At 37.7% G+C, this 25621-nt stretch carries 18 protein-coding genes, 10 tRNA genes and 4 rRNA genes; 17 read left to right on the top strand and 15 right to left on the bottom strand.

Annotated features, from left to right (window positions below):
• From EPU_RS07335 to EPU_RS07270, 14 genes are all read left to right on the top strand, one after another.
• Nucleotides 1-301: ribosomal RNA gene (locus tag EPU_RS07335) — 16S ribosomal RNA — on the top strand; the annotation flags it as partial.
• 78 nt (nucleotides 302-379) lie between these two features.
• Nucleotides 380-497, top strand: a 5S ribosomal RNA gene (gene rrf, locus EPU_RS07330).
• 36 nt (nucleotides 498-533) lie between these two features.
• Nucleotides 534-607, top strand: a tRNA-Ile gene (locus EPU_RS07325).
• Nucleotides 608-652: 45 nt separating this feature from the next.
• Nucleotides 653-725 (top strand) — tRNA-Ala (locus tag EPU_RS07320).
• Between the two features lie 165 nt (nucleotides 726-890).
• Nucleotides 891-3785, top strand: a 23S ribosomal RNA gene (locus EPU_RS07315).
• Nucleotides 3786-3850: 65 nt separating this feature from the next.
• Nucleotides 3851-3922, top strand: a tRNA-Asn gene (locus tag EPU_RS07310).
• A gap of 12 nt (nucleotides 3923-3934) precedes the next feature.
• Nucleotides 3935-4006: transfer RNA gene (locus tag EPU_RS07305), tRNA-Glu, on the top strand.
• 1 nt (nucleotide 4007) lies between these two features.
• Nucleotides 4008-4125, top strand: a 5S ribosomal RNA gene (gene rrf / locus EPU_RS07300).
• Nucleotides 4126-4129: 4 nt separating this feature from the next.
• Nucleotides 4130-4202: transfer RNA gene (locus EPU_RS07295), tRNA-Thr, on the top strand.
• A 7-nt stretch (nucleotides 4203-4209) separates the two neighbouring features.
• Nucleotides 4210-4283 (top strand) — tRNA-Ile (locus EPU_RS07290).
• Nucleotides 4284-4303: 20 nt separating this feature from the next.
• A tRNA-Asp gene (locus tag EPU_RS07285) sits at nucleotides 4304-4377 on the top strand.
• 21 nt (nucleotides 4378-4398) lie between these two features.
• Nucleotides 4399-4471: transfer RNA gene (locus EPU_RS07280), tRNA-Val, on the top strand.
• Nucleotides 4472-4477: 6 nt separating this feature from the next.
• Nucleotides 4478-4563: transfer RNA gene (locus EPU_RS07275), tRNA-Leu, on the top strand.
• 19 nt (nucleotides 4564-4582) lie between these two features.
• Nucleotides 4583-4656, top strand: a tRNA-Arg gene (locus EPU_RS07270).
• Between the two features lie 56 nt (nucleotides 4657-4712).
• Here the strand turns inward: EPU_RS07270 and EPU_RS07265 are convergent.
• From EPU_RS07265 to rlmH, 6 genes are all read right to left on the bottom strand, one after another.
• Nucleotides 4713-6470: an ABC transporter ATP-binding protein gene (locus EPU_RS07265; protein ID WP_083792593.1), complete on the bottom strand. Its 1758-nt coding sequence runs from the start codon at nucleotides 6468-6470 to the stop codon at nucleotides 4713-4715.
• On the bottom strand, nucleotides 6460-8304 hold the full coding sequence (locus tag EPU_RS07260) for an ABC transporter ATP-binding protein (RefSeq protein ID WP_010168072.1): 1845 nt from the start codon (nucleotides 8302-8304) through the stop codon (nucleotides 6460-6462). Before EPU_RS07260 ends, EPU_RS07265 begins: the two co-directional genes overlap by 11 nt.
• Before the next feature lie 3 nt (nucleotides 8305-8307).
• On the bottom strand, nucleotides 8308-9678 hold the full coding sequence (hemZ, locus tag EPU_RS07255) for a coproporphyrinogen dehydrogenase HemZ (protein ID WP_029488198.1): 1371 nt from the start codon (nucleotides 9676-9678) through the stop codon (nucleotides 8308-8310).
• Nucleotides 9679-9735: 57 nt separating this feature from the next.
• A complete protein-coding gene (locus EPU_RS07250) occupies nucleotides 9736-10362 on the bottom strand; it encodes an MBL fold metallo-hydrolase (RefSeq protein WP_010168070.1) in 627 nt (208 codons plus the stop codon).
• A gap of 109 nt (nucleotides 10363-10471) precedes the next feature.
• Complete coding sequence (locus EPU_RS07245; protein WP_029488197.1) at nucleotides 10472-11803, bottom strand: MATE family efflux transporter; 1332 nt, start codon at nucleotides 11801-11803, stop codon at nucleotides 10472-10474.
• Between the two features lie 24 nt (nucleotides 11804-11827).
• Nucleotides 11828-12310 (bottom strand): 23S rRNA (pseudouridine(1915)-N(3))-methyltransferase RlmH, encoded by a 483-nt coding sequence (gene rlmH / locus EPU_RS07240; RefSeq protein ID WP_010168068.1) that lies wholly within the window; start codon nucleotides 12308-12310, stop codon nucleotides 11828-11830.
• Between the two features lie 136 nt (nucleotides 12311-12446).
• On the opposite strand from rlmH, the gene EPU_RS07235 reads away from it, so the two are divergent.
• Nucleotides 12447-13100, top strand: coding sequence for an adaptor protein MecA (locus EPU_RS07235; RefSeq protein ID WP_010168067.1), 654 nt, complete (start codon nucleotides 12447-12449; stop codon nucleotides 13098-13100).
• A 22-nt stretch (nucleotides 13101-13122) separates the two neighbouring features.
• Here the strand turns inward: EPU_RS07235 and EPU_RS07230 are convergent, their stop codons facing one another.
• Entirely contained in the window at nucleotides 13123-14598 is a 1476-nt protein-coding gene (locus tag EPU_RS07230) for a bifunctional metallophosphatase/5'-nucleotidase (protein WP_029488196.1), read from the bottom strand.
• A 148-nt stretch (nucleotides 14599-14746) separates the two neighbouring features.
• On the opposite strand from EPU_RS07230, the gene EPU_RS07225 reads away from it, so the two are divergent.
• On the top strand, nucleotides 14747-15565 hold the full coding sequence (locus EPU_RS07225; RefSeq protein ID WP_029488195.1) for a hypothetical protein: 819 nt from the start codon (nucleotides 14747-14749) through the stop codon (nucleotides 15563-15565).
• 135 nt (nucleotides 15566-15700) lie between these two features.
• On the top strand, nucleotides 15701-17341 hold the full coding sequence (locus EPU_RS12765) for an EAL domain-containing protein (RefSeq protein ID WP_052296482.1): 1641 nt from the start codon (nucleotides 15701-15703) through the stop codon (nucleotides 17339-17341).
• Here the strand turns inward: EPU_RS12765 and EPU_RS07215 are convergent.
• From EPU_RS07215 to EPU_RS07180, 8 genes are all read right to left on the bottom strand, one after another.
• Nucleotides 17328-18182 (bottom strand): aldose 1-epimerase family protein, encoded by an 855-nt coding sequence (locus tag EPU_RS07215; RefSeq protein WP_010168063.1) that lies wholly within the window; start codon nucleotides 18180-18182, stop codon nucleotides 17328-17330. The genes EPU_RS12765 and EPU_RS07215 overlap by 14 nt on opposite strands.
• A gap of 45 nt (nucleotides 18183-18227) precedes the next feature.
• On the bottom strand, nucleotides 18228-19034 hold the full coding sequence (locus tag EPU_RS07210) for a sugar phosphate isomerase/epimerase family protein (RefSeq protein WP_029488194.1): 807 nt from the start codon (nucleotides 19032-19034) through the stop codon (nucleotides 18228-18230).
• 3 nt (nucleotides 19035-19037) lie between these two features.
• Nucleotides 19038-19874 carry a class II fructose-bisphosphate aldolase gene (locus EPU_RS07205; protein WP_010168061.1) on the bottom strand — a complete coding sequence of 279 codons (837 nt, stop codon included), beginning with the start codon at nucleotides 19872-19874 and terminating at the stop codon, nucleotides 19038-19040.
• Between the two features lie 3 nt (nucleotides 19875-19877).
• On the bottom strand, nucleotides 19878-21416 hold the full coding sequence (locus EPU_RS07200) for an FGGY-family carbohydrate kinase (RefSeq protein ID WP_010168060.1): 1539 nt from the start codon (nucleotides 21414-21416) through the stop codon (nucleotides 19878-19880).
• 75 nt (nucleotides 21417-21491) lie between these two features.
• A complete protein-coding gene (locus EPU_RS11905; RefSeq protein WP_010168059.1) occupies nucleotides 21492-22586 on the bottom strand; it encodes a class I mannose-6-phosphate isomerase in 1095 nt (364 codons plus the stop codon).
• 164 nt (nucleotides 22587-22750) lie between these two features.
• On the bottom strand, nucleotides 22751-23641 hold the full coding sequence (locus EPU_RS07190; protein WP_010168058.1) for a carbohydrate ABC transporter permease: 891 nt from the start codon (nucleotides 23639-23641) through the stop codon (nucleotides 22751-22753).
• Nucleotides 23642-23653: 12 nt separating this feature from the next.
• Nucleotides 23654-24919 (bottom strand): ABC transporter substrate-binding protein, encoded by a 1266-nt coding sequence (locus EPU_RS07185; protein WP_010168057.1) that lies wholly within the window; start codon nucleotides 24917-24919, stop codon nucleotides 23654-23656.
• A gap of 24 nt (nucleotides 24920-24943) precedes the next feature.
• Nucleotides 24944-25621: carbohydrate ABC transporter permease (locus EPU_RS07180; protein WP_010168056.1), on the bottom strand; the 678-nt coding region annotated here is incomplete at its 5' end.

Below are 25621 nucleotides of genomic sequence, written 5' to 3'. Positions count from 1 at the left end.
GCTGCTACAAAGGGAAGCATAGCGGTAACGTGAAGCAAACCCCAAAAAAGCAGTCCCAGTTCGGATTGTGGTCTGCAACTCGACCACATGAAGTTGGAATCGCTAGTAATCGCGAATCAGAATGTCGCGGTGAATACGTTCCCGGGTCTTGTACACACCGCCCGTCACACCATGGAAGTTGAGGGGGCCCAACGTCAGTGACCTAACCGCAAGGAGGGAGCTGCCTAAGGCAAAATCAATGACTGGGGTGAAGTCGTAACAAGGTAGCCGTATCGGAAGGTGCGGCTGGATCACCTCCTTTCTAAGGAAAACAATCGAAGTCTGGCTTGATACTATTTTATTTTGAGTGTTCAATTATTAAACATGATTGRATACAATTTTTGGTGGTGATGCGTCTTTTGGAAACACCCGTACCCATACCGAACACGATGGTTAAGCATAAGCCGGCCGAAGGTACTTAGTTGGAGACGACTAGGGAGAATAGGTGGCTGCCAAAATTAAAACAAATAATATAAAATGATAAATTAATATATAGGCTCGTAGCTCAGGTGGTTAGAGCGCACGCCTGATAAGCGTGAGGTCGGTGGTTCGAGTCCACTCGGGCCTACTGCAACACCTAAATAAGCTGCATTAAAAAATAATAATAACCCGTGGGGGTTTAGCTCAGCTGGGAGAGCACCTGCTTTGCACGCAGGGGGTCAAGGGTTCAAATCCCTTAATCTCCACTTGGAATATAGGATAAAAGTCTTATATCCACATTGTACTTTGAAAACTGAATACAATGAAGATTAGAAATAATCTACAACAAAACCGAAAAAAGATTGAATAGAAAACCTATTTATTCTTTAACAAATTCTTTAGTCAAGAAAAGACACAAAGACCAAAATATAGGTCAAGCTACTAAGAGCGTAGAGTGGATGCCTTGGCACCGAGAGCCGATGAAGGACGTGGTAAGCTGCGAAAAGCTTGGGTAAGTTGCAAACAAACGCTATAACCCAAGATGTCCGAATGGGGAAACCTAGCTGAGTAAACCTCAGTTGTTATATGGTAAATTCATAGCCATATAAAGGGAACGTTGGGAACTGAAACATCTAAGTACCAACAGGAGGAGAAAGAAAAATCGATTTCCTAAGTAGTGGCGAGCGAACGGGAAACAGGCCAAACTCAATTACTTGTAATTGAGGGTTCGGACTGCGATATGGAACAAAGTCTATAGTTTAATTGTTTTGGGAAAGCAAGCCAAAGAAGGTGAAAGCCCTGTTGACGAAATAGACCTACACCTAGCAGTATCCAGAGTACCACGAGACACGAGAAACCTTGTGGGAACACGTGGGGACCACCCCATAAGCCTAAATACTCCTCGGTGACCGATAGCGAATAGTACTGTGAAGGAAAGGTGAAAAGAACCCCGGGAGGGGAGTGAAAAAGAACCTGAAACTCTATGTTTACAAGCAGTGGAAGCACTATTTACAGTGCGACTGCGTACTTTTTGTAGAACGGTCCGGCGAGTTATTTGTAGTGGCAAGGTTAAATACACTGATGTATGAAGCCGAAGGGAAACCAAGTCTTAATAGGGCGAACAAAGTCACTGCGAATAGACCCGAAACTGGGTGACCTATCCATGTGCAGGTTGAAGTTACCGTAAAAGGTAATGGAGGACCGAACTCACGTATGTTGAAAAATGCGGAGATGACATGTGGATAGCGGAGAAATTCCAATCGAACCCAGAGATAGCTGGTTCTCCTCGAAATAGCTTTAGGGCTAGCGTTTAAAAAGTCTACTGGAGGTAAAGCACTGAATTTCCTAGGGGGGCGAGAGCCTTACCGAAGAATATCAAACTAAGAATGCCAGAAAGATATTTTAAGCAGTCAGACTATGTGTGATAAGATTCATAGTCAAAAGGGAAAGAGCCCAGACCAACAGCTAAGGTCCCAAAGTGTGTGTTAAGTGGAAAAGGATGTGAGATTTCGAAGACAACTAGGATGTTGGCTTAGAAGCAGCCACTCATTCAAAGAGTGCGTAATAGCTCACTAGTCGAGAGATCTTGCGCCGAAAATGTCCGGGGCTAAAACACACCACCGAAGCTATGGAATCAATTTATTGATTGGTAGAGGAGCATCTAAACAGCGATGAAGCAGTATCGGAAGAAGCTGTGGAGTGGTTTAGAGAGAGAATGCCGGAATGAGTAGCGAGATATAAGTGAGAATCTTATAGGCCGAATATCTAAGGTTTCCAGGGTAAAGCTGATCTGCCCTGGGTAAGTCGGGACCTAAGGCAAGGACGAAAGTCGTAGTCGATGGACAACTGGTGGAAATTCCAGTACTACCTATAATCAGAACTGCAGGGACGCAGAGAAATAAGAATTGCACGAAATGGGAATGCGTGTGTAAGCAACAAGCGGTCTTCTAGGAAAAACCGGAAGAGCAAAGCAAGTTGTGATACGGACCGAAATTTAAGTAGGGAAGATTCTGAAAGAGCTGCCAAGAAAAGCTGCTATTGCATTATAGGTACCCGTACCGCAAACCGACACAGGTAGATGAGGAGAGAATCCTAAGGCCGACGGGAGAAGTGTTGTTAAGGAACTCGGCAAAATGACCCCGTAACTTAGGGATAAGGGGTGCCAGTAGAAATACTGGCCGCAGAGAATAGGCCCAAGCAACTGTTTAGCAAAAACACAGGTCTCTGCTAAATCGAAAGATGAAGTATAGGGGCTGACGCCTGCCCGGTGCTGGAAGGTTAAGGGGAGAGGTTAGGAGCAATCCGAAGCTTTGAACTTAAGCCCCAGTAAACGGCGGCCGTAACTATAACGGTCCTAAGGTAGCGAAATTCCTTGTCAGGTAAGTTCTGACCCGCACGAAAGGCGTAATGATTTGGGTACTGTCTCGACAGCACGCCCGGTGAAGTTGTAGTACCAGTGAAGATGCTGGTTACCCGCGACAGGACGGAAAGACCCCGTGGAGCTTTACTGTAACTTGATACTGAGGTTGGGTGTTACATGTACAGGATAGGAGGGAGGCTGTGAAGTCAGTACGCCAGTATTGATGGAGCCAACGTTGGGATACCTCTCTTGTAATACTTAACTTCTAACCATAGTCCGTTATCCGGATTTGGGACAATGTCAGGTGGACAGTTTGACTGGGGCGGTCGCCTCCGAAAGAGTAACGGAGGCGCTCAAAGGTAACCTCAGAATGGTCGGAAACCATTCGAAGAGTGCAAAGGCATAAGGTTGCTTGACTGTGACATCGACGGATGAAGCAGGTACGAAAGTAGGACTTAGTGATCCGGTGGTATGAAAGTGGGATTGCCATCGCTCAACGGATAAAAGCTACCCCGGGGATAACAGGCTTATCTCCCCCAAGAGTTCACATCGACGGGGAGGTTTGGCACCTCGATGTCGGCTCATCGCATCCTGGAGCTGTAGCAGGTTCCAAGGGTTGGGCTGTTCGCCCATTAAAGCGGTACGCGAGCTGGGTTCAGAACGTCGTGAGACAGTTCGGTCCCTATCCGTCGTGGGCGTAGGAAATTTGAGAGGAGCTGACCTTAGTACGAGAGGACCGGGTTGGACGGACCGCTGGTGCATCTGTTAGACTACCAAGTCTATAGCAGAGTAGCCAAGTCTGGATATGATAAACGCTGAAGGCATCTAAGCGTGAAACAGACCTCAAGATAAGATTTCCCATTCGTAAGAAGTAAGACCCCTTGCAGATTACAAGGTAGATAGGTTGGAGGTGTAAGAGTGGTAACATTCGAGCTGACCAATACTAATGGTTCGAGGGTTTGACCTAATTTAAAATAGGTTTTGTGTAGTATGTTTTATTCTTCATTGTGTTCAGTTTTGAAAGTACAATATTCCTCGATAGCTCAGCGGCAGAGCATTCGGCTGTTAACCGAAGGGTCGTAGGTTCGAACCCTACTCGGGGAGCTATAAGATTTAGGCCCATTGGTCAAGCGGTCAAGACACCGCCCTTTCACGGCGGTAACGGGAGTTCGATTCTCCCATGGGTCATTTTGGTGATGATGCGACTTTAGGAAACACCCGTTTCCATACCGAACACGAAGGTTAAGCTAAAGTCGGCCGACGGTACTTATTTGGAGACGAATAGGGAGAATAGGTGATTGCCAAATTTATGCCGACGTGGCTCAATTGGCAGAGCAGCTGATTTGTAATCAGCAGGTTATCGGTTCGAGTCCGATCGTCGGCTAATGTGTGGACCTTTAGCTCAGTTGGTTAGAGCATCCGGCTCATAACCGGACGGTCCTGGGTTCGAGTCCCCGAAGGTCCACTCCGCACGTTAATTAGTTTGGCCCAGTGGTTCAGTTGGTTAGAACGCCGCCCTGTCACGGCGGAGGTCGAGGGTTCGAGTCCCTTCTGGGTCGTTGTCTGAAATATGACATTTAGGTCGCTTAGCTCAGCTGGGAGAGCATCTGCCTTACAAGCAGAGGGTCATAGGTTCGAACCCTATAGCGACCATGATATGCCCGAGTGGCGGAACTGGCAGACGCACAGGACTTAAAATCCTGCGGGACTTAACTCCCGTACCGGTTCGATTCCGGTTTCGGGCATATTTTTTTATAGTTTTTTGTGTGCATAGCTCAGCTGGATAGAGCGCCTGACTACGGATCAGGAGGTCGAGGGTTCGAATCCTTTTGCGCACGTTATTAATTAAAAAGACACCTACTGTGTTAAGCAAGTGTCTCATACATATTAGTTTTTATTCCATGACTTGGTGCTTTTTTGATAATTCATATAAATTAAAGTATATGCCACCTTTCTCAAGAAGTTCTGCATGTGTACCCATTTCTTTGAGTTTACCGCGTTCGAGAACAATGATGTTATCTGAGTATTGAATGGTGGATAATCTATGAGCTACCATTATAGTTGTGCGTCCTTCCATCATTTTGAATAATGCTTTCTGAATAATTGCCTCAGTATGTGTGTCGATATTTGATGTTGCTTCATCCAATATGAATATCTTAGGATTATATGAAACTGCTCGCGCAAATGAAATAAGTTGTCTTTGACCAGTAGAAAGAGTAGCACCGCCCTCTACAACTGGTTCGTCATATTTATTTTCAAGCCCCTGAATAAAATTATCAGCATAAACCATTTTAGAGGATTTTTCAATAAGGTCAAGTGTGATATTTTCATGACCTAAGCTAATATTTTGTTTAATATCACCAGTAAATAAAAATACATCTTGGAGTACCTGCCCAATTTGTTTACGCAAGCTATCAATGTGATATTCTCTAATATCTATTCCATCGATTAAAATTTGCCCTTTGTAAATATCATAGTATCTGCCTATTAAAGTGAGAATGGTGGTTTTGCCAGCGCCTGTTGCACCTACAAAAGCAACTTTCTGACCAGGCTTAATTATGAAGGATACATCTTGGAGAATATCCTCTCCTTCTTTATACGCAAACCAAACATTTTTGAATTCAATTTCTGCTTGAAATATATCTTTATCTATGATTTTATCTCCTGAAATTATATCATTTTCTTCATCTAATACACTAAAGATTTTTTCACCAGAGGCAATAGCGGATTGCAGCGTATTATATACATCTGCTAATTGTTCAATAGGTCCAAAAAAGTCTGCTGCATAAGAGCGAATAGCAATTAGAGCCCCTACTGTTAAAGCGCCTTCTAAAACTTCTACTGCCCCCATATATAAAACGATTGCTACTGTAATTTGAGATGTAACAAAAAGCAACGGTCTAAATATGGAAAAAGTATACAATTCTTTAAGTCCAGCTTTATATAAATTATTATTAATGCTTTTCATTTTTTTAAAGGTAGGCCATTGACGATTAAAAATTTGAATAACTTTCATTCCCATTATATGTTCAGATAAAAATATATTCATTTCAGTAGTATAAGTTCTTGTTGCTCTATATGCACGGATTGAAAAAAATCTGAAAACTGCAGTAAATATAAGCATGATTGGTACTACACAGAGTACAAAGATACCAGCTCTGGYATCTAGGTAAAATAACATCCCCAAAACACCTATAAGATAGATGAAATGTTTTAGTGAGTTAGTAATTACATTTGTATATAGTTGATTTAAGTTTTCGGTATCGTTTGCAACACGAGTAACTAGTGCACCTACTGCATTATTATCATAATATTTGGATGGAAGACTAAGCATCTTTGTGTAAACATCTTCACGAATTTTTTTGATAATTTTTTGACCAACGCTCTGTAGTAATAGYGTTTGTGAAACGGCTAATCCAAATCCGAAAATTAATAATGCAAAATATAGTGCGCCATAAGTAATGAGAGGGCTAAATTTACTAGCAGCAGCCATATTAGTGTCGATGAATAAATTGACAGAGTTACGCATAATAAGAGGTTTATAGAGGTCAACACCTGTAAGYAATACCATTAATACGAATATTAATAAAAAAGCTTTCCAATGTGGCTTTGCATAATATAATAGCCTAATTAATAGATTTTTACTTTTCACGGTATGGCCCCCTTTCAGTTCCTATTCCCAATGTATCAGTAACATCTGGATTATTGATGTCAAATTTATATTTTCGATTTTTTTGAGATTTTCTACCTTCTAGCTTTTGCTGCTCATACATTTCATAGTATAGACCACGTTGTGCAAGTAGACTTTCATGAGTCCCTTCTTCGGCAATGCTACCCTTATCCATAACTATGATTTTGTCTGCATTTCTAACGGTAGAAATCCTATGAGCAATGATGATATTGGTTTTATTAGATCGAACTTCTTTAAGGTTTTTGAGTATTGTTTCTTCTGTATGTGTGTCAACAGCAGAAAGAGAATCATCTAAAATAAGTATTGGGGCTTTCAATGCTAAGGCCCGAGCAATAGAGATTCTTTGCTTTTGTCCACCAGAAAGCATTGTGCCGTTTTCACCAACTAAAGTGTCGTATTGGTTTTGGAAATTGATGATATTATTATGAACATTTGCTCTTTTAGCAGCTTCTTCAATTTGTTCTGAAGTAAATTTATCTAATCCAAATCCAATATTATCTTTGACAGAAGCGCTAAATAAGTAGTTATCTTGTGGAACATAGGAAATACTATGTCGAACAGTTTTAAGTCTGAGTTTCATAATATCTGTACCACCAAGGAAAATTTTATCTTGATCGACATTATAAAATCTTAATAAAACATTAACAAGGGTAGATTTTCCGCTTCCAGTACGTCCTAATATTGCTAGAGTTGTACCATCCTCTACTTCTAGGTTAATATTTTTAAGACCAATGTTTTGATTATCAGGAAAATTGAAAGTAAAGTCTTTAATACTAATGCTGCCATCTTCAATAAGTGGTGATTCATCTACTATATCTTCTTCATTATCAAGAATAATTTCTGGTACATCCATAACTTCTGATAACCTTTTAATAGCAGCAGAGCCTTGAGTATATACGTTGAGTGCTTGCCCTATTGCTGCCATTGGCCAGACTAAAAGCCAAATATATCCATTAAACGTTACAAAATCCCCTACCGAAATTTGTTCGATAATGGTTAAATATCCACCATATCCAATTGCTATAAGCATGCTTATACCCACTAGTAAGCCGATACTAGGTTGCATAATAGCCATAACTTTAAAGACACTTATATTGGCATCGTAGTTTCGTTGCACCTGTTTTTCAAATTCCCCAATATGATACTTTTCGCGTACAAATGCCTTGATGACTTTAATCCCAGCAAAAGATTCTTGAACAACATCGGTAAGCTGGGCAAACGCTTTTTGCTTTTTAATAAATCTAGTACGAATTGTTCTTCTTGCATATGTACCGGCAATAGCAATTAGAAACATTGGGATAAGCGTAATTAAAGTTAGCTCAATATTTACTTCCATAAACATGTTGTATATAACCATTCCAGATAAAATAAATGCATCGTATAGCAATACAATACCCATACCAGTCATTTGTTTAACGGCACCAATGTCATTTATTGCATATGCCATAAGTTCTCCGGTTTTATGAGAATTGAAATATGTTACATCCAGTCTAAGAAATTTATGAAATAGTATTGCACGGAGATCTCTTTCAATTTTTCTAGATGTTTTAATTAGGCCGATTCTCCAACAAATTCTGCCAATGAAAATTGTGAATGCAATTATTATAAAGCTGAGAGTAATTTTTTGAACACCTTCTAAATTTAGTGTTCCATATGTTAATCCATCGGTAAGCTCTCCTGTAATTTTGGGTACATACATTTGACCTAAATTTGTGATTAATAGGAAAGTGATACCGAATAAATAGCCCAGTTTATATTTCCACATATACTGAGCCAAAAGTGATTTTGGTTTCATATCTTAGCCTCCCAATAGAAGAGATTGCTTTTTGGAAATCATTTCGTCGATTCTTGCAATGTATTCTTCTATTCCTTTCACATTAATAAATCGATTTTGAGTTGCTATAAATTTACTGCTGGCTCCTGCACCTAAGGCAAGAATAGTTTGTGCTTCTTCTATGATTTGAACATTATAGATACAAGTTTTATTAGGTTTGGCATAGCCAACATTTTCAAAATTGCCTAATATATTTTTTTGTCGATACATATAGTATGGTCTATATCCCATACGTATCATTTGCTGCTGTGAAAAATCAATCATGGCTTTAATGGCACTTTCATCAGCCTTGTAGTTTTGTTGTCTTAATGCGGAAGCAGATTTGATTGCCATTGTGTGTATAGTTATATTTTCAGGCGAAAGATCTGCAAGTTTGGTAATAGTGTGTGTAATATTATTTATAGTTTCATTGGGCAAGCCTAAAATTATATCCATATTTATGTCAAAATTTCCAATTTTTCGTACGAGGTCAACTGCTGTATAAATATCTTTTACATTATGATTTCTACCTATTAAGTCTAGTGTATTTTGAGTAAAAGTCTGGGGATTAATGGAAATTCTATCAACATGATACTTTTTAAAAATCGCTAATTTTTCTGCAGTAATAGTTTCAGGTCTACCAGCTTCTACAGTGTATTCGGTTACTGATGACATATCAACATTTTTATCGATATGAGCCATCAAAAATTGTAGCTGTTTTGCACTCAAAGAGGTAGGGGTACCACCACCTATATAAATATTTTTAATCTGGTATTTTGGATCTAAATTATTAGTTATTGCTGAAATTTCTGTTGCTAATGCTGTAAGATAGTCGTCTACTTTATGCTGCTTTAATGTGAGAGTAAATGATGGAAACGAGCAATAACTGCATCGTGAAGGACAAAATGGRATATTGATATATAAGCTAAGGTCAGTTGCTTTATTTTTATCAAGTATTTGTTTTGCGACTAAAGCTACTTCTATTGCTAAACGAGCTTTATTATCAGAAATTAAATATTTATGTCGTAATGTTTGTTCAATTTTTTCAACTGGTTGTCCTTCTTTCAAAAGTTTTTGCACGATTTTTGTAGGTCTCACTCCGGTTAAAATTCCCCAGGGTAATTTCACTGCAGCTTGTGTGCTTAAAATTGTATAAATTTCTCGTTTAATACTGATTGTATCCAAGCATACCAAATTTTTTTCAATCTTTATATATTTATTCACGAATTTTAAAATTATTATATTTTTGGTAATATTTATTTCTAAAATACTATTTTTATCAAGATGATTTTCAAATAATTTTGCAAGTTCATAAAACTCTTGCGTCTTATTTGGAAGATTACAATTTACTTTCATAAGTTACTCCTTAAAATATAATAGGGATTAGGCAATTAATCCCAATCCCTTATTTCTTTATTTTACAAATGTATTATTCTTTTTTTCAAAGCCGACGGTTGTTCTTAAGCCATGCCCTGGATATATAAGTGTGGCGTCAGGTAGTTTAAAGATTTTAGATTTGATTCCCTCTAATAACTGCAATGTATTAGAACCGGGAAGGTCTGTTCGTCCAACACTATTTCGAAAAATGATATCTCCTGCAAACAATGTGGCTGTTGCTGCGTGATAAAAAGCCACTCCATCTGAAGTATGTCCAGGGACATAGAGCACCTTAAATGTTAACTCCGAATCATTGAGTTTGATCTCTTCGTTGGCAGAAACATACATATCGGCTTCAAATGAAATGTTTTTACCAATCATGTTGGATAGGTTATAAGTTGGATCAGTAAGGTATCGTTTTCCTTCCTTGTGAGCAATCACTTTTGCACCAGTTTTTTCGCGTATCTCTTCTACTGCAGCAATGTGGTCAAAATGTCCATGAGTAATGAGAATTGCTTTCAATGTAGCATCTGCTGCTTCTAATTCATGTAACAAAATATTTGCATCATCTCCAGGATCAACCATAACAGCATCATGATTGTCATCTATCAATAAATAGCATTGCTCTCCCATATTGCCTACTGTAATTGTTCTGATATTCATAAGTCCTCCAAATTATTGTTGATAATTATTACAACTATTTGCAATACTTAATTTTATCAATTTCATATATTTAATCAAGGGGGACAAGGCGTAGAAATTGGTTGATTTGCTAATGTTTAAAAATTTTATTCATTTCTCGATAGTAGGCAATGATCAGCGGAATGGCGCCAACAATCCAAGCTATCGGATCTGCTAAACAAATACCAGCAAAACCAATCCAGCTTGGCAATGTATATGCTACAATAATTCTAGCAGTAAGTTCCATAGCTCCAGAAACCATTGGTACAAAAGGTCTTCCCATGCTCTGTATGGCATTTCTATAAATAAATATAAATCCAACAGCGGCATAGAATGGAGATACATAATTTAGTACCATTACCGCATTATCTAGCATTTCTGTCGCAGATTCATCTAAAAATAGGCTAAGTAAGTCTCTGGAGAATAGAGTTAAAATGATCCATATGATGATGCTGGTAATAATATTCATGGCAGCTGCAGTATTAACCCCGCTTTTTATTCGCTGAAAGTTTTGCGCTCCTTTATTTTGGCCCACATAGGTTGCTAAGGCAACGCCATAGGTGAGGAGTGGTTGCAATGAAAGATTGAGAACCTTATTAGCGGCTGTATATGCTGCTATATATAAAGACCCAAAGCTATTAATTGCTCCTTGCACAATCATGATGCCCAGAGACAGTACGGAATATTGTATAGACATCGGTATTCCCATTTTTAAGTGAGTGACAAAATATTCTTTAGGAATTTGGAAGTCATCTTTTTTYAATTTAAGTAAATTAAATTTTGTGTAGCTATAAATGACGCAAAGCAAAGCAGAAATTCCCTGAGCAACGTTGGTAGCGTATGCTGCTCCTGCAACACCTAGGTCAAATTGTAGGATAAATAGTAAGTCGAGTACAATGTTGATGATACAAGCAAGAATTAAAAAATATATTGGAGTTCGACTATCGCCGATTGCTCGCAAAATACCTGCTGCCATATTATAAAAAGTTTGAGTAAAAATTCCCAATATAATAATAGTAATATAAGTATCTGCGTAACCATATATGTCAGCAGGTGTATTAATCAATTCAAGCAAAGGATCTATAAGAAAAAGCATCAAGAATGTTACGATKATAGTGATGCCGATTGTCAATATAATAGCTGAGGCAACTGCATATCGAACACCTTTTGTGTCCTGCGCACCAAAGCGTTGAGAAATCAAGATAGAGAAGCCGCTAGTCATACCTATAATTAATGTATTTACTAAGAAGAATATAGCGCCAGTAGTTCCAACTCCAGCTAGTGCTAATGCTCCTACAAATTTTCCTACAATAATAGTATCCACAATAGCATAAATTTGCTGAAAAATATTTCCTATTATCAATGGAATAGAAAATACAAGCAATAGTCTGAGTGGATTACCTTTGGTCATATCCAATGCCATAAAAAATCCTCCTTATAATGGGTATTATTTATGATAAACTTCGTTTGCTGAAATTTTAAATGCTCGATAAATTTGCTCAATTAGCATAATTCTAAATAATTGATGCGGAAATGTCATTTTGGAAAAGCTCAATTTTAAGTTTGCCCTAGCAAGAACTTTGCTAGAAAGTCCCACAGAACCTCCTACTACAAAGACAACATGATTTGCACCTCGCAGATAGATCTCATCTAAGTATGCAGCAAACTCGGGAGAAGTCATTATTTGTCCTTCTATGGCAAGGGCAATGACAAATGCATTATTAGTAATTTTTGCTAATATCCTATCACCTTCTCTATCTTTAAAAATTTCTTCCTCTTTTGAAGATGCATGAACTGCGATTTTTTCATCAGCAAGCTCAATAGAAGTCAATTTACAATACGAGCTTAACCGTTTATTATATTCAGAATACGCAGCAGTTAGAAACTTTTCTTTCAATTTTCCTACACAAATTATTTCAATTTTTTTCATTTTATCACCTTTTATAAATAATTATTAAGTTATAATCATATAATAGTCTAAACTCTTTACATTTGTTATTTCTTAATTTATACTATATATGTAGTAACACGAGCTAGCATTTTTGATTAGAAAGGATCGTGCAAACATGAAAATAGAAAAAATTAGTGACACACAAATCCGTATTACTTTGAACCAAGAGGATTTAATGGATAGAAATATAAAGCTTACAGAACTTGCATATGGTTCAAAAAAAGCTCAAAATTTATTTCAAGACATGATGAGTAAAGCTTATGAAGATTTTGGATTTGAGGCACAAAATGTACCTCTGATGATAGAAGCTGTACCTCTTAGCATAGATAGTATTATGATTGTGGTGACAAAAGTTAGTGATCCAGAGCAGCTAGAAGAGCGTTTAGGACTTACAGGAGAGCGCCCAACTCACAGAACATTTAAAGAGCAAGACAAAAGCTTTACGTTTGAAGAAGTTGAGCCAGCAATGCCGGATTATTCTGCATATTTAATGTATCGATTTGATAATTTGGATGAAATTAGTTCTCTGTCTCATCAAATACAGCATTTATTCTTTGGTGAAAGTCGTATATATAAATATACAGATAAATACTTTTTGCTCATTTCAAGCAATCAAAATACTAATACGGATCAAGGTATACTAATAAGCGTATTAAATGAATTTGGGCGTCGAGCCTATACAAGTGAGCTTAATGAAAATTTTCTGATGGAGCATGGAACACCTATTATCAAAAAAAATGCGATAGATGTCCTTGCAAAATATCTATAGATGCCCCCTTATGGGCATTTTTTTATTGYCTAATAGTAAAATACTGGGTTGAATCTATGTCAACAGTTTTGCGATGCCTAATATATTCAATAATGAGTTCTTGCAGATCATTGCTATATTCGTGTACAACCTTGCAATCTTTATAAAAGCCATATTCACCCGTTCCGGTAGCACGATAGTCGCTCATGCAGAGTGTATAAAACTTATTTTTATCTAGCGGAGTATCTATCGTAACTCGGGAACCGATAGGTTTTGTGATATCGATGGTATAATGAAGACCAGAAAAAAAGTCATAGTTGTAGTGAGAAACTTTGGGCTTTAGAAATTTGCTAGAAATTTCGACTACGCCATTGGCAATAGTATAATACTGCGCAACGCGTTCGAGTGCTTGCTTGAGAATCTCGTAATTAACAGCCAAAACCTTCAGGGTATTTGGAAACTGATATGCTGCAACTATATCTCTAATAGTAACACCTTTGTCAAATCCTATTAAATTATTGCCGAGAGCAGTGCATGAAAAATCTGCTGCAGTGAAGTCCAATTGAACCTGATTACAGAAGTTTGCAAGGAGCGACCCAGTTAACGCTAGGGTGAGCTTGTTTTCTGCTGCAATAGGCTGATTAAATGTTCCGAGAGGTTGGTCGAGCCATTCGTTAATTTTATCTTGAATAGCTTGTAGTTTGGCAGGAACTTCAACATCCGCAGTTGCTGGTGTACACACCTGTGAAGTAATAGTAGAGCCGTTAACTTCTATATATCCGTAGTCAACAGCATTGTGCTTTAACTGCATCGTGAAGGTGCCAAATAAATTTACGCCTTCAATAGGCATGTGCTGATGCCCGGTAAGCAGAATATCAAAATCGAGCTCTTTACAAATTTTGTAGGATATATTTTCGATGGTAGTACTTAGTACTTCGCCCGTTGCAATATCGCACTCAAAGCCACCATGATATAAGCAAATAGTGAGATCGCATCTATCTTTAATCTGAGCCAAAGTTGATTTGAGTCTTGTGAAGGCATCTTGGATTTCGATATTTTCAAGATGCTTAGGCTTTTCCCAAACAGGAACAAAGTCAGTAACAGCACCGACAATTCCAACTGCAGTGCCATCGGCAAATTCATGTATATAATATGGATATAGCTCGAGCTCACCCGTTTTGTCAGCAACATTGGCTACAATGCATTTGGCTGTTAGAGTATCTACATACTTTCTTAACGCATCATAGCCATAATTAAAGTCATGGTTGCCTAATGTCACATAATCATATCCCGCCGCATTCAATACTTCTGCTATAACACATTCATCAAGATTTTCCCACATATATTTTGTGAAAGGAGAGCCCTGAATCGTATCGCCCGCATCCAATATAAGAGTATTGCCTTCTTTTAAAAATTCGGCACTGCAAGCAAGAAGCCCTTGAGGCGAAGCTTTGCCTGTTGCATAATTAATAGGTAATACGACGCCATGAGTATCTGTAGTATAATATATTTTGATCATCTTCTCACACCTTTCTGTTACTAGACATTAGTGTAACCAAAAAAATCGAGAAATAAGCCTATATAAAAATTACTTTTTATGGTATAATTTTATGATTTATCGATAGTTTATGCAATTTTTGAATAAGAATCAAAAGAAGGAGGTTACTATGAAGTTTTTAAATAAATTGGAGCGAAAATTTGGTAAGTATGCAATTCCAAATCTAATGTTTTATTTAATTTTTGGGCAGGGAATAGTGTTTTTTGCAACGCTGATAAACCCTTCGCTATATTACAATTTTCTGTTTAATTGGGATGCCATATTAAGCGGAGAGATATGGAGATTAATCACTTTTATATTTATTCCAAACTCTATGGACCCGCTGTGGTTTATATTAATGGTAATAATATATTATTCGGTAGGAACTAGCTTAGAAAGAACCTTGGGAACATTTAATTTTAATTTTTATTATTTTAGTAGTGTGATCTGTACTGTTATAGTTTGTGCCATATTTGATATGTCGGGAAATATTGGAACCTATATAAATACTTCGTTATGGCTATCACTGGCAACATCGATGCCAAACATGAGCTTTTATCTATACTTTTTTATTCCGATCAAAGCAAAGTTTTTGGTGTATTTGTATTTAATCTTGATGGCCGCAGATGTTTTGATGTCTGCCAATAAAATAGCGACATTGTTGGTAATTGTAGCATCTTTGACAGGATATATAATATTCTTTGTTATACCGCTATTGAAAGAAAGGAAGATGATGGGAAAACGCACAACATATGTCAAGCCAGCATCAGCCGCACCAAATCCAAATCGAGTGGAAAGAACCAAAGCTCCAGAGGTGATTAAAGTCGCATTTCATAAATGYTCAGTGTGTGGCAAAACCGAGCTAGATGATGAGGATATGGAATTTCGATATTGCTCTAAATGCAACAAAGAGTATTGCAGTGAACATTTGAAAAATCATGAAGATTAGGACGCGGGATGCTGCGTCTTTTTTATGCAATTTAACGGTAAATATCTTAGGATAAGCTAGAATCTTTTTGTTATATATGAATTAAGATTCTGCATATATATTTATATAGACTATTGAGAAAGTGGGAGCCATCAGATGCAAAATAAGAAAAGATTTAAAGTTCATAGTGATATAGTTGAAGTGTGGAAATGCGAAATAGAAAAAGGGAAGCCTCATAAGCTATACTCTATGATTTCTTTGATAAACGATCAAAAATGGTTGGAAAGAGTAAGTCCTACAGAAGTTTTTGAACATTGGTATACTGGAATTCAAGAGGAGTATAGATTTTTAGTAGACGAAATAATAACAAAAATTGTTAATGATACAGTATTGGATGAGTCCGAAATAGTATACCCTTGGACAGATGACTCGGGTAAGACCGAGTGGTTACGAACAGGAGGTCGCATATATAAACGATTGTCAGATAAAATTATTATTATGGGGTATCATCAAAAAATATCAGAGATAAGCATATTAGAATACTCAGAATATATAGCAGAATATCTAGTGAATGTGCAAAAAAATARCGTTACTCTAAGAAGCAGCAGCAATGATAGACTTGCTATTTGTAGAACGGGAGAATCTATAGACTATGATTATTTTCAAGAAATAGTGCCGCTAGATTTATTAAGYYCTACAGAAAAAATTAATCTAAAAGATTGGCTAGAAGTACCACATGTAGCGATGGGGCTGGGAGAATATTCTGCRCGAAGTATAATATATCAAAATGAAGTACATCCCATGGATCGATACATGAAGCTTACAGCTAAAGCGACTMGATATGAAAATGGCGTATTGCGAGAATTTCTGTTGTCTATTAAAGATATCGATGACAGTGTAAGGCGACGAGAACGTGCTCTGTTTCTAACAAAGGCAATAGCCAATTTAGAATATTTGCTAAAGGATGAGGAAATTAAGTTAACATTAGAAGAAAAAAATAGCAAAAATTTGATAAATCATTTCCATTCTTCGCTACAAAATGAAGAGTTTGAAGTATACTATCAGCCTAAATATGATCCTACGAAAAGATTAATCAATGGGGCAGAAGCGTTGGTTAGATGGAATTTTAAGAAAAAGCAGTTAATAAGCCCAATAGAATTTATCCCGGAATTTGAAAAAAATGGTTATATTATAGAGTTAGATAAGTATGTATGGCGTAAGGCTTGCGAATATATAAATAAGCATAATTTGGATATATTAGTTTCTGTAAATGTTTCTATGAGGCATTTAGAGGACCCAGAATTTAAAGCGTACATCACTAAATTAGTGAAAGAATATGATATCGATCCCGGAAGGCTTTGCTTGGAATTTACAGAAACAGCTCATCACGAAGATATCAAATATATATACGAGACTCTAATAGATTTGCAAGACAAAGGATTAAAGCTATCACTCGATGATTTTGGAGCAGGCTATTCTAGCCTCACATTGCTAAAAGATATTCCAGTTCACGAAATTAAGATCGATAAATCGTTGGTAAACAGTCTAGCTGAAAATGAGAAGGCATCGTTTATCTTAGAGACTATTGCTATGATGAGTCATAAATTGAATGTCCATACAGTTGTAGAAGGTGTAGAGACAAATGAGCAATTGAAAATTCTAAAACAATTAGGGTTTAATACAATTCAGGGATACTTATTTAGTAGGCCTCTTCCAGAAGATGATTTTATTGCTTTATTAAAGGAGACCAATACTGAACCCCTCCCGCAGGAGGAGAAAATATTTATAAATCATTAAATGTAAACACTTGCTTAGCAATAAAAATTTTATGTCCTTCTAACATTACATTGCCTTTTTTCTCTTCAAAAATGTGAGTTGAATCGATAGCATCAGGTAATGCGCACCAAGGCATCATACATAAAACTGTCTCCGCATCTGTAGTACTCCATAATGTGATATAAGTGAAATCCGCAAAATTAATTTTTACACTACTTTCAAGTGAAGGATTGATAAGCGTCAACTCTTTATTATCAAAACCTTCTAATATATGTGCCCCATCTGAAAAATATTTAGGGGTCACAAAAATTTTGCCGTTTTCTAAAGGATAAGGTTTTGTCTCGCCGGTCATATATTGCATGTTTTCTCGAATTAGCTCGGTTATATTATTATTGGTGCCAAAATCCACAAAGCTATCAGGAGCAGTAGCAAAGCCGGTGTGGCAACCAATTCCAAAATACATAGCCTCATCTTCGTGATTGCTTACCTTATAGGTTTGAATAACAGTATCATCTACAACTTCAAATTCGATAATTACTGTAAATTTATATGGCACAAATTGGGCAGTTTCGGCATTATCAGTCAATTTAAATGCAATACTATCAGCAGATTGGGAAACTACTTCCATTTCCATATTTTTCAAAAAACCGTGCTGGTTCATAGGATATTGTTTGCCTCGAATTATAGTATAGTTATCTTTTGCTAAAGCAATGTTTGGAAACAAATTTTTAGATTGACCAACCCATATTTCAGAAGGTTGAAAGATATACTCTTTGCCGTCATTATTTTGTACACTAATAAGCTCCGCACCGAGTGAATTGATCTGCGCTGTCAAGTGATCGTTTTTAATCGTATAAATCATGAAATATAAGCAAGGAGCAACAAGGCACCTTGCTATCCTCGCTTTCTATAAATATTTTTTCAAATTTTCTGCAGTCATTCTGAGTGTTTCATCAGCATCTGTAGAAAACGCTTCTAATGTCAAAAATCCATCATAACCCACTTTTCTAAGCGCTGCAGTAACTTCTGCAAAGTCAAAGTGACCAGTTCCCACTGCATGTCTATTGCTAGACGATACGTGAAGATTGGATATTAGCCCCTTTGCATATTCGATAGCATAAGGGATAGATTTGTCTTCGATGTTCATGTGAAACATATCAAGCTGGAGAGTTACGCCCTTTAGATTGTTCTCTTTAATAAAATCGACCGCATCAGTGGCTTTATTAATAGTGTTTATCTCGTAGCGATTGATAGGCTCTAACAAAATAGTAGAACCAATTTGAGCTGCATAGTCGCCAATTTCATATAATGCTTCTGCTATTCTCTTCTTAGCATCGGCTTCTGTCTCATCTTCTGAGTGAGCTCCTCTAATATATCCAAGTCCAAGTCCAACAGAATCAAGYTCCTTTGCATTATCTAGCTGCTCTTTCATCAAATCAACATTGCGTCTGCGAAGAGCAGGATCTTTTTCAGAAAGCTTAACTCCACTTTCTCCTAAATATATGGCAAAAAGTGTTACAACATCCATTCCATAATCCTTAATAAGTTTCTTGTATTCTAGCAATTGCTCTCTAGAAGTTTTTTTGATAAAAAGGTCCATTCCTTGGTAGCCATATTTTTTCATCAAGTCAAAATTTTCTTTAAGATTMCCATCTTTAAATACGATAGGTCCAAACGATGTTGGATAAGTTGATACCGCACAAGCTAATTTCATAAATTAAACCTCCGAACTAAATATCTTGATTTTTTCTGCTGCTACYGCGGCAACAGCATCTGCAACTACAGGAAATAACTGCAATGGTTGAATAGGCATTGTGTCTTGGTGCATAAGATCATACATTGTTAGCGCATATGCGTGTTTTAGATCTGTGGCTATATTAAATTTTTTGATGCCGGCCTGAATAGAAGCGCGCATAATTTCAGAAGGAATGTCGGAGCCACCGTGCATTACTATAGGCATTTTTTCTAGTGCAGAACTAATTTCTTTAATGCGTGGCACGTTAATCTTTGCCTCACCTTTATAAAATCCATGAACATTTCCAACAGAGATTGCTAGAACATCGATATCGGTTTTTGATGCAAATGTAACAGCCTCTTCTACAGAAGTAATTTTTTGTTCAGTTTCTTCATCTCCGTCTTCACTAAGCCCCAGCTGACCAATTTCGCCTTCGATGGAACGATTGTGTGAATGCGCATAATCTGCCATCATTTTGGTAAGTTTGATATTCTCTTCAAATGGCAAGTGAGATCCGTCAAACATAATATCTAAACCAAAATCTATACATTTTTTGAGAAAATCGATATCTTCGCCATGGTCAACCATAACGGCCATGTCAACGCTTGCCTTSTTAGCCGCTGCAATGGCTGCACCACCCAATATTTCGATTCCGCCATATTTTAAAACTGCCTCATTAATCATCATAATAGCAGGACGCTGGGTTTCTTCTGCTGCTTGGACTACGCCTTTGATAAATTCTAGGTTGTGAATATTAAATGCACCAATAGCGACATTGTCGCCTGCATATTTAAAAATTTCTTTTAAAGTTATTAACATTGGTTACCCCCTAAATTTTTCTTGAATATTATAGAGCTGAGTATTAAAATTTTTCATAGATTCATAGCCCTCTTTATAAATCTGATATATCTCGTCATAAATAGGAACCATTTTTGGATCTGGATGGATAATTATATTTTTGCTAGCAAGCATTTCGGATACCTCTTCTATATCCTTATACATACCGTCACCGATAGCAGCCAGCATTGCTGCACCCTGAGATGTTGCTTCGGCTTCAAAGCACAATTCGATATCTTTGTTGGTAACGCTTGCCTTAATAGTTTGCCAAACTTTGTTATGGGAGCTTCCGCCAACAACGCATAGAGATTCTACATTCACTCCTGCAAGCTTTTCTTCCATATCGACAATCATTCTGGCTTGCATAGAAAGTCCTTCTAGTACGCTTCGAAGCATGTTTTTGGCAGAATGCGTATCGCGAAGCCCAACAAACGAGCCAGAAGCTTTTGGATTCCAATATGGCGCACCAGCACCTCGCATATGCGGATAGAACAGTAAGCCCTTTTCGGCACCCTTTTCGTTTTCTAGCTGTGCCAATATTTGCGCATAACTATACTCATCTTGCTTAATGCCAAAGCATTCAGAAGACGTTAAAATTTCATATGCCCAGTCAAAGCTTCGACCAGAGCAAATAATTCCACCCCAAAGAGCGTATCTATCTTTTTGCAAATATCTGCAAGTGCGTTGACCTTCAAAAGTCATGTTAGGCACGGCATCTTTTTTGGAAATGTAGATAAATGATTCTGCAGTCCCAGAGCTATCCAATATTTTGTCGCCTCTAATCGCACCTGCCGCAATGGATGCGCAAGGATGATCATTTCCACCAACGACAACTTTGGCCCCTGCAGTAATTCCAGTTAATTCAGCAACGGCAGAGCTAATTGTACCGATTGTCGTGCCACTTTGGCATACCCTTGGTAGCATGTCTACAGGCACATCGACCATATCTAATATTTCTCGCGACCACTCATTTGCCACAACATCAAAAGCAAGTGTGCGCGATGCAAATGTATAGTCGGTTACACATTCTCCCGTTAGGCAAAAAAGCATGTAATCTCCCATTTGTAGCCATTTATAAGCATTTTGATAAACTTCAGGCCAGTGTTTTCGTATCCACATGATTTTTGGGAGCGAAAAAATAGGATTTACATCGAGGCCAGTAATTTCATATAGTTTTTCTGCAGTCAGTTTTTCTCTAAGCTCTTCTGCTTCTTTTATACTACGAGTATCGAACCAAGCGATGATGTCACCCAAAACTTTACCATTTTTATCCACACCAACCACTGCTTCTGCAATGCTAGTTACCGATACAGCAGAAATGGGCTGCGCCACTTTGGCAGTAACAGCTTTGCAGAGCTTGCTAATATCGTCCCACATTTCTATAGGATTATAATAGCTATATCCAGAAGCATCGAGGTGCGTTTTGGTGGCAACACGTTCTATTGCAATTAATTTGCCGACTTGGTCATATACTGCGGCTTTCCAATTTGTTGTTCCTACGTCAATAGCCAAATAATATTTCATAGTACCTCCAAAGTTATAAAAGCATTAATAAGCCCCCGCTGTGGCATTTGCGGTCACATAAGGGGAAGCGTAAATTTATTCTGCAGGCGGATAGCAAACAAGTACAATAGTTTCGCCCTCTACTGGCTCTAGTGTTAAGTTTTTGATGCCATGAGGTAAAAATACTCCACGCCCTTGTTCGGCAGTGCAAGCATATTCTCCTGTATTAAATTTACATTGACCTTTAACGGTGATTGCAATTCGATGACCATCAAAATAAGGCACGTCTATAGCTTCGCTAAAAGTATATTTGTCAACCTTAAATCTTTTTGCCTGAGCATAGCTCACAACTTCATCGATTCTAGCTTTGTCAGTCTTAAATAAGTTGGTTTCGCTAAGTGCACATTTAGCAAGCATTTCGTCGTAAGTGTAAGTGTCATAGTGGAACGCATCTAGCAGTTTTTCGAATCCTAGGCCATAATGCATTTCATAGTCAGAGAATGTGCGCTCTGGCAAATAATATTTCTCCACTCTAAATGTGTAGTCACAAGGTTCGTGAACTTCTAAGAATACGCTTCCAGGGCCTAGGCAATGTGGTACACCAGCATCTACAAAATACATTCCGCCCTTGTGAACAGGGATTTTATGCATGCATTCTAACATTGCAGGGATATCTTGCTTATCAAATAGTTCTTTCCACTGTTCTTTAGTAACGCCTTTTTTAAATCCCGCATATAAGCAAGGTTCAGAACCGTTTATGCTACGTGTTTCCACAATATACCAAGCTTCTGCTTTGCCATTAGGAAAGTCGAGGTATTTTTGTGCAAATTCGGTGTCTGGATGACATTGAAGCACGTGACGAACAGTTGTATCGCCAACTCTGGCAGAAACGCGAACGTCTTGTTGATCGGCATATTTGGCACCCAGATATCCTAGGTAGTCTCCTTTGATCAATCTAGAAAGTGTAATTGTTTCGCCATCAGGAAGAATAATCTTGCTTAATCCTTCATCAGAAGCCTTATTTTCATTTGTTACTTCTACTGTTGAAATTAGAAATTCTTCACTAAAATTACCGTCTTGTGGATTTTCTAGTCGTTGCCATTCATCTAAAAGCTTGCCACCTGTATAAGCTCTCTTAACTCGGTTAAGTTCCAGTATATGTGGAATTTTGGTTAAATCGATTTGACTCATAAAATATTAGCAAGGAACATGCGACTCCTCGCTATCCTCTCTTTCTATAGAAATTAATTATTATGGCAATAGAGTTGCTGCCAAGATTAATTTTAACTTAAATTTCCAAAAAAGCCAAGGGGTTGGCGAAATAAAAAAGAGCATGCTAAGCATACTCATTATAATTAATCTACATTTCTTTGGACTTTCATATAAATACCAACACCAACCATACTTAAAATTAATCCCATTACTGCCAATGCAGAAGCAGGACCAAATTGAAACTCCACAAATGAAAGTCTATATATCAAAGTTGCCAACGTCTCTGTTGCACCCAACGGACCGCCTCCGGTAGTCAACCAAATCAACGGAAATAAATTCATAGTCCATATTGCATCGAGGATGCCAACGCTTAATATAACGTTTTTTAATGAGGGCAATGTCATGCTAAAAAACTGCCTAATTTTTCCGGCCCCATCCATCTGCGCTGCCTCATAAATTGAATCAGGAATATTTTGTAGCCCGGCCAAAAAGCTTATCATGCAAGTTGGGTAGCCTCGCCAGGCATTAATGATGAGCAACGATACAACGGCAAGAGTGGGGTTCCCGAGCCAATCAATTATCACCTGTGTTCCGCTAATGCTACTAAGCAAAGAATTGACTACGCCTTGTGGATTAAGCATCAGCTGCCATATTACAGCCACTACTGCAGCAGTAAATAACCAAGGCAAAACATAGATTACACGAAATATGGCTAGTGCTTTGGGATTAATTTTAACATTTAGTTGTACTGCACATAAAATTCCTATTACTGTATGAGCCAGAACACTCACGATGGTAAATAGCAATGTAAAAGAAATCATTGGTACCAGACGAGAGTCAGTTAATACGGTAATATAATTATCAAAGCCAACGTACGTATAATTATCATTGATGATATTGTCGATGAAGCTATATTGAATAACTTTACATACGGGATATAGAATTACAGCGACGAGCAATATAATTGCAGGTGCCAAGAAAAACAAAGGCGTTAATTTAGTTAATAGCTTATGATTTTTCTGTATTTTTTTCATAGGGAGAGCCTCCTATTGATTTAGAGTAGCATTCCAAGTTGTTTGAACACTGGCAAGAGCTTCTTCAACAGACATGCTGCCCTGAATAACAGCAGCGCCAGCCTTAGTTAATGCGACCCAACAAGCGCTAGAATTTGGCATAAGCATTAGCTCTTCTACCATATTGAGATTGTTCAGTGAGTCGAGGGTGATAAGATCTTGCGGAAATTGATCAGTCCAAGTTATTTCAGAATCATATCTGGAAGGCATTTTTAAAAGCGCATCACACAGCTTTTCGTTGTTTTCTTTACTAGTCAAAAATGAAATGAATTTCCAAGCCTCTTCTTTATGTTCCGAAGTACTCGAAATAGCTATATCCCACCCGTGGTGTCGCAGCTCAGGTTGGCCAGTTCCGTCAAATGTTGGAAGAGGCATCAGTCCAAAATCAAGATCAGGGTTTCTGTCAGTAATAGTCATCATATGTAAATCGGGAGAAATCATCATTCCAACATTGCCAACGCTAAATAGCTCCATATTTTGGAACTCACTGCGGCTTGTAGTGCCGGGTAACAAACTTCCGTCATCTAAAAGTTGTTGAAGAAGCGAAAATACTTGATACATCTCTGGAGTTTCAACAGTAAATTTCCCATCAACAAATGTTCTTCCATTAAGCGCATAAAGGAGAGGATATATACTAAGTATAGAGCCATTCGAAGCTTCTTGCTCTGCCAAAGTAAGAGTAAAGCCATACTCATTTTTGGAAGGATCTGTTAATGCCTTGGCTGCAGAAGTGATATCGGCCCATGTCTTAGGAAGCTCAAGGCCAGCATTGGCAAACATTGTGTCATTGTAATATAAATAAAAGGCAGAGGTAGTGACGGGTAGCAAATAAGTATGGCCATCTATTGGTGTAAGAGAAGTTGGCATAAATGCTGATTTGTCAAATGTTGGGTCAGCAGCCATCAAATCATCCAGCGGCGCAATCATGTTTAAATCATAAAATTCGCGAGCCCATGGTGGATTCATTGCTATAACATCTGGGAGAGATTTGGACACTCTAGAAGCGATTGCTTGTGTACGAACTTCTCCAAACGGCAAAGTTACCAGCTTAATTTTTATATCAGGATGGGCAGCTTCAAATTCTGAAATTAATGAAGTTACGGAGTCGCCACCATCTTCGGTCGACCACCATTGCATAAATTCTAATTCAACAACATCGCCGCTTTCAGAATCAGCAGAACACCCGGCCAAAGAAGCCATCATGATTCCAGATAAAATTAGTCTCCAAAATTTTTTCATATTAAATTCCTCCAATTTATCAAATTAACCTTTAATTGCACCTGCACCGATGCCTCCAATAAATTCTTTTTGACCAAATAAATATAGAATAAGCACTGGTACGCTAGCAAGCAATGACATCGTCATAAGCACATTCCAATCATAAGCAGCCTCTCCTTTTAAGAGCGCAATGCCGATAGGGAAAGTCTTCAACGCATCATCTCTAATTAGGGTCATTGTTAATATATACTCATTCCATACAAGAATAAAAGTGTAAATCATAGTAGAAACTATACCCGGTCTCGCAATAGGAACAAGAACGGTCCATAAAGTTCTAAGTTCGCTTGCGCCATCAATGCGTGCCGCCTCATCTAACTCTTTGCTAATGGAATTGAAATATCCAACTAGCATAACAATTGTATAAGGAAGTGCAAATGAAATGAAGGCACTAAGCAAACCGGTTCGTGTATCATATAAATTGTATGCAACCATTAATATAAAAAATGGAATAATTAATATGACCTGAGGAATGGATTGAGTAGAAATTACAAAAGAATTAAACCAATATTTTCCTTTGAAATTATATCTACTAACTGCATATGCAGCCATGATTCCTATAAATGTTGAAATCAATGTAACAACTATTCCATTAAAGTAGCTATTAAAGAAATAGGTCATGATTTTCTTATCGCTTAAAACTTTTATGTATGCTTCCAATGTAAA

Origin of the sequence: Candidatus Epulonipiscium viviparus (assembly GCF_000171335.1) — a bacterium.
GTDB classification, from domain to species: Bacteria; Bacillota; Clostridia; order Lachnospirales; family Cellulosilyticaceae; genus Epulonipiscioides; species Epulonipiscioides viviparus.
This window is presented reverse-complemented; position numbering and strand designations above follow the sequence as displayed.

Coding starts and splice junctions, on each gene's coding strand:
- EPU_RS07190 (WP_010168058.1), bottom strand. CDS start 23,641: ATGAAAAAAATACAGAAAAATCATAAGCTATTAACTAAATTAACGCCT.
- EPU_RS07215 (WP_010168063.1), bottom strand. CDS start 18,182: ATGATTTATACGATTAAAAACGATCACTTGACAGCGCAGATCAATTCA.
- EPU_RS07185 (WP_010168057.1), bottom strand. CDS start 24,919: ATGAAAAAATTTTGGAGACTAATTTTATCTGGAATCATGATGGCTTCT.
- EPU_RS07200 (WP_010168060.1), bottom strand. CDS start 21,416: ATGAAATATTATTTGGCTATTGACGTAGGAACAACAAATTGGAAAGCC.
- EPU_RS11905 (WP_010168059.1), bottom strand. CDS start 22,586: ATGAGTCAAATCGATTTAACCAAAATTCCACATATACTGGAACTTAAC.
- EPU_RS07235 (WP_010168067.1), top strand. CDS start 12,447: ATGAAAATAGAAAAAATTAGTGACACACAAATCCGTATTACTTTGAAC.
- EPU_RS07250 (WP_010168070.1), bottom strand. CDS start 10,362: ATGAATATCAGAACAATTACAGTAGGCAATATGGGAGAGCAATGCTAT.
- rlmH (WP_010168068.1), bottom strand. CDS start 12,310: ATGAAAAAAATTGAAATAATTTGTGTAGGAAAATTGAAAGAAAAGTTT.
- EPU_RS07260 (WP_010168072.1), bottom strand. CDS start 8,304: ATGAAACCAAAATCACTTTTGGCTCAGTATATGTGGAAATATAAACTG.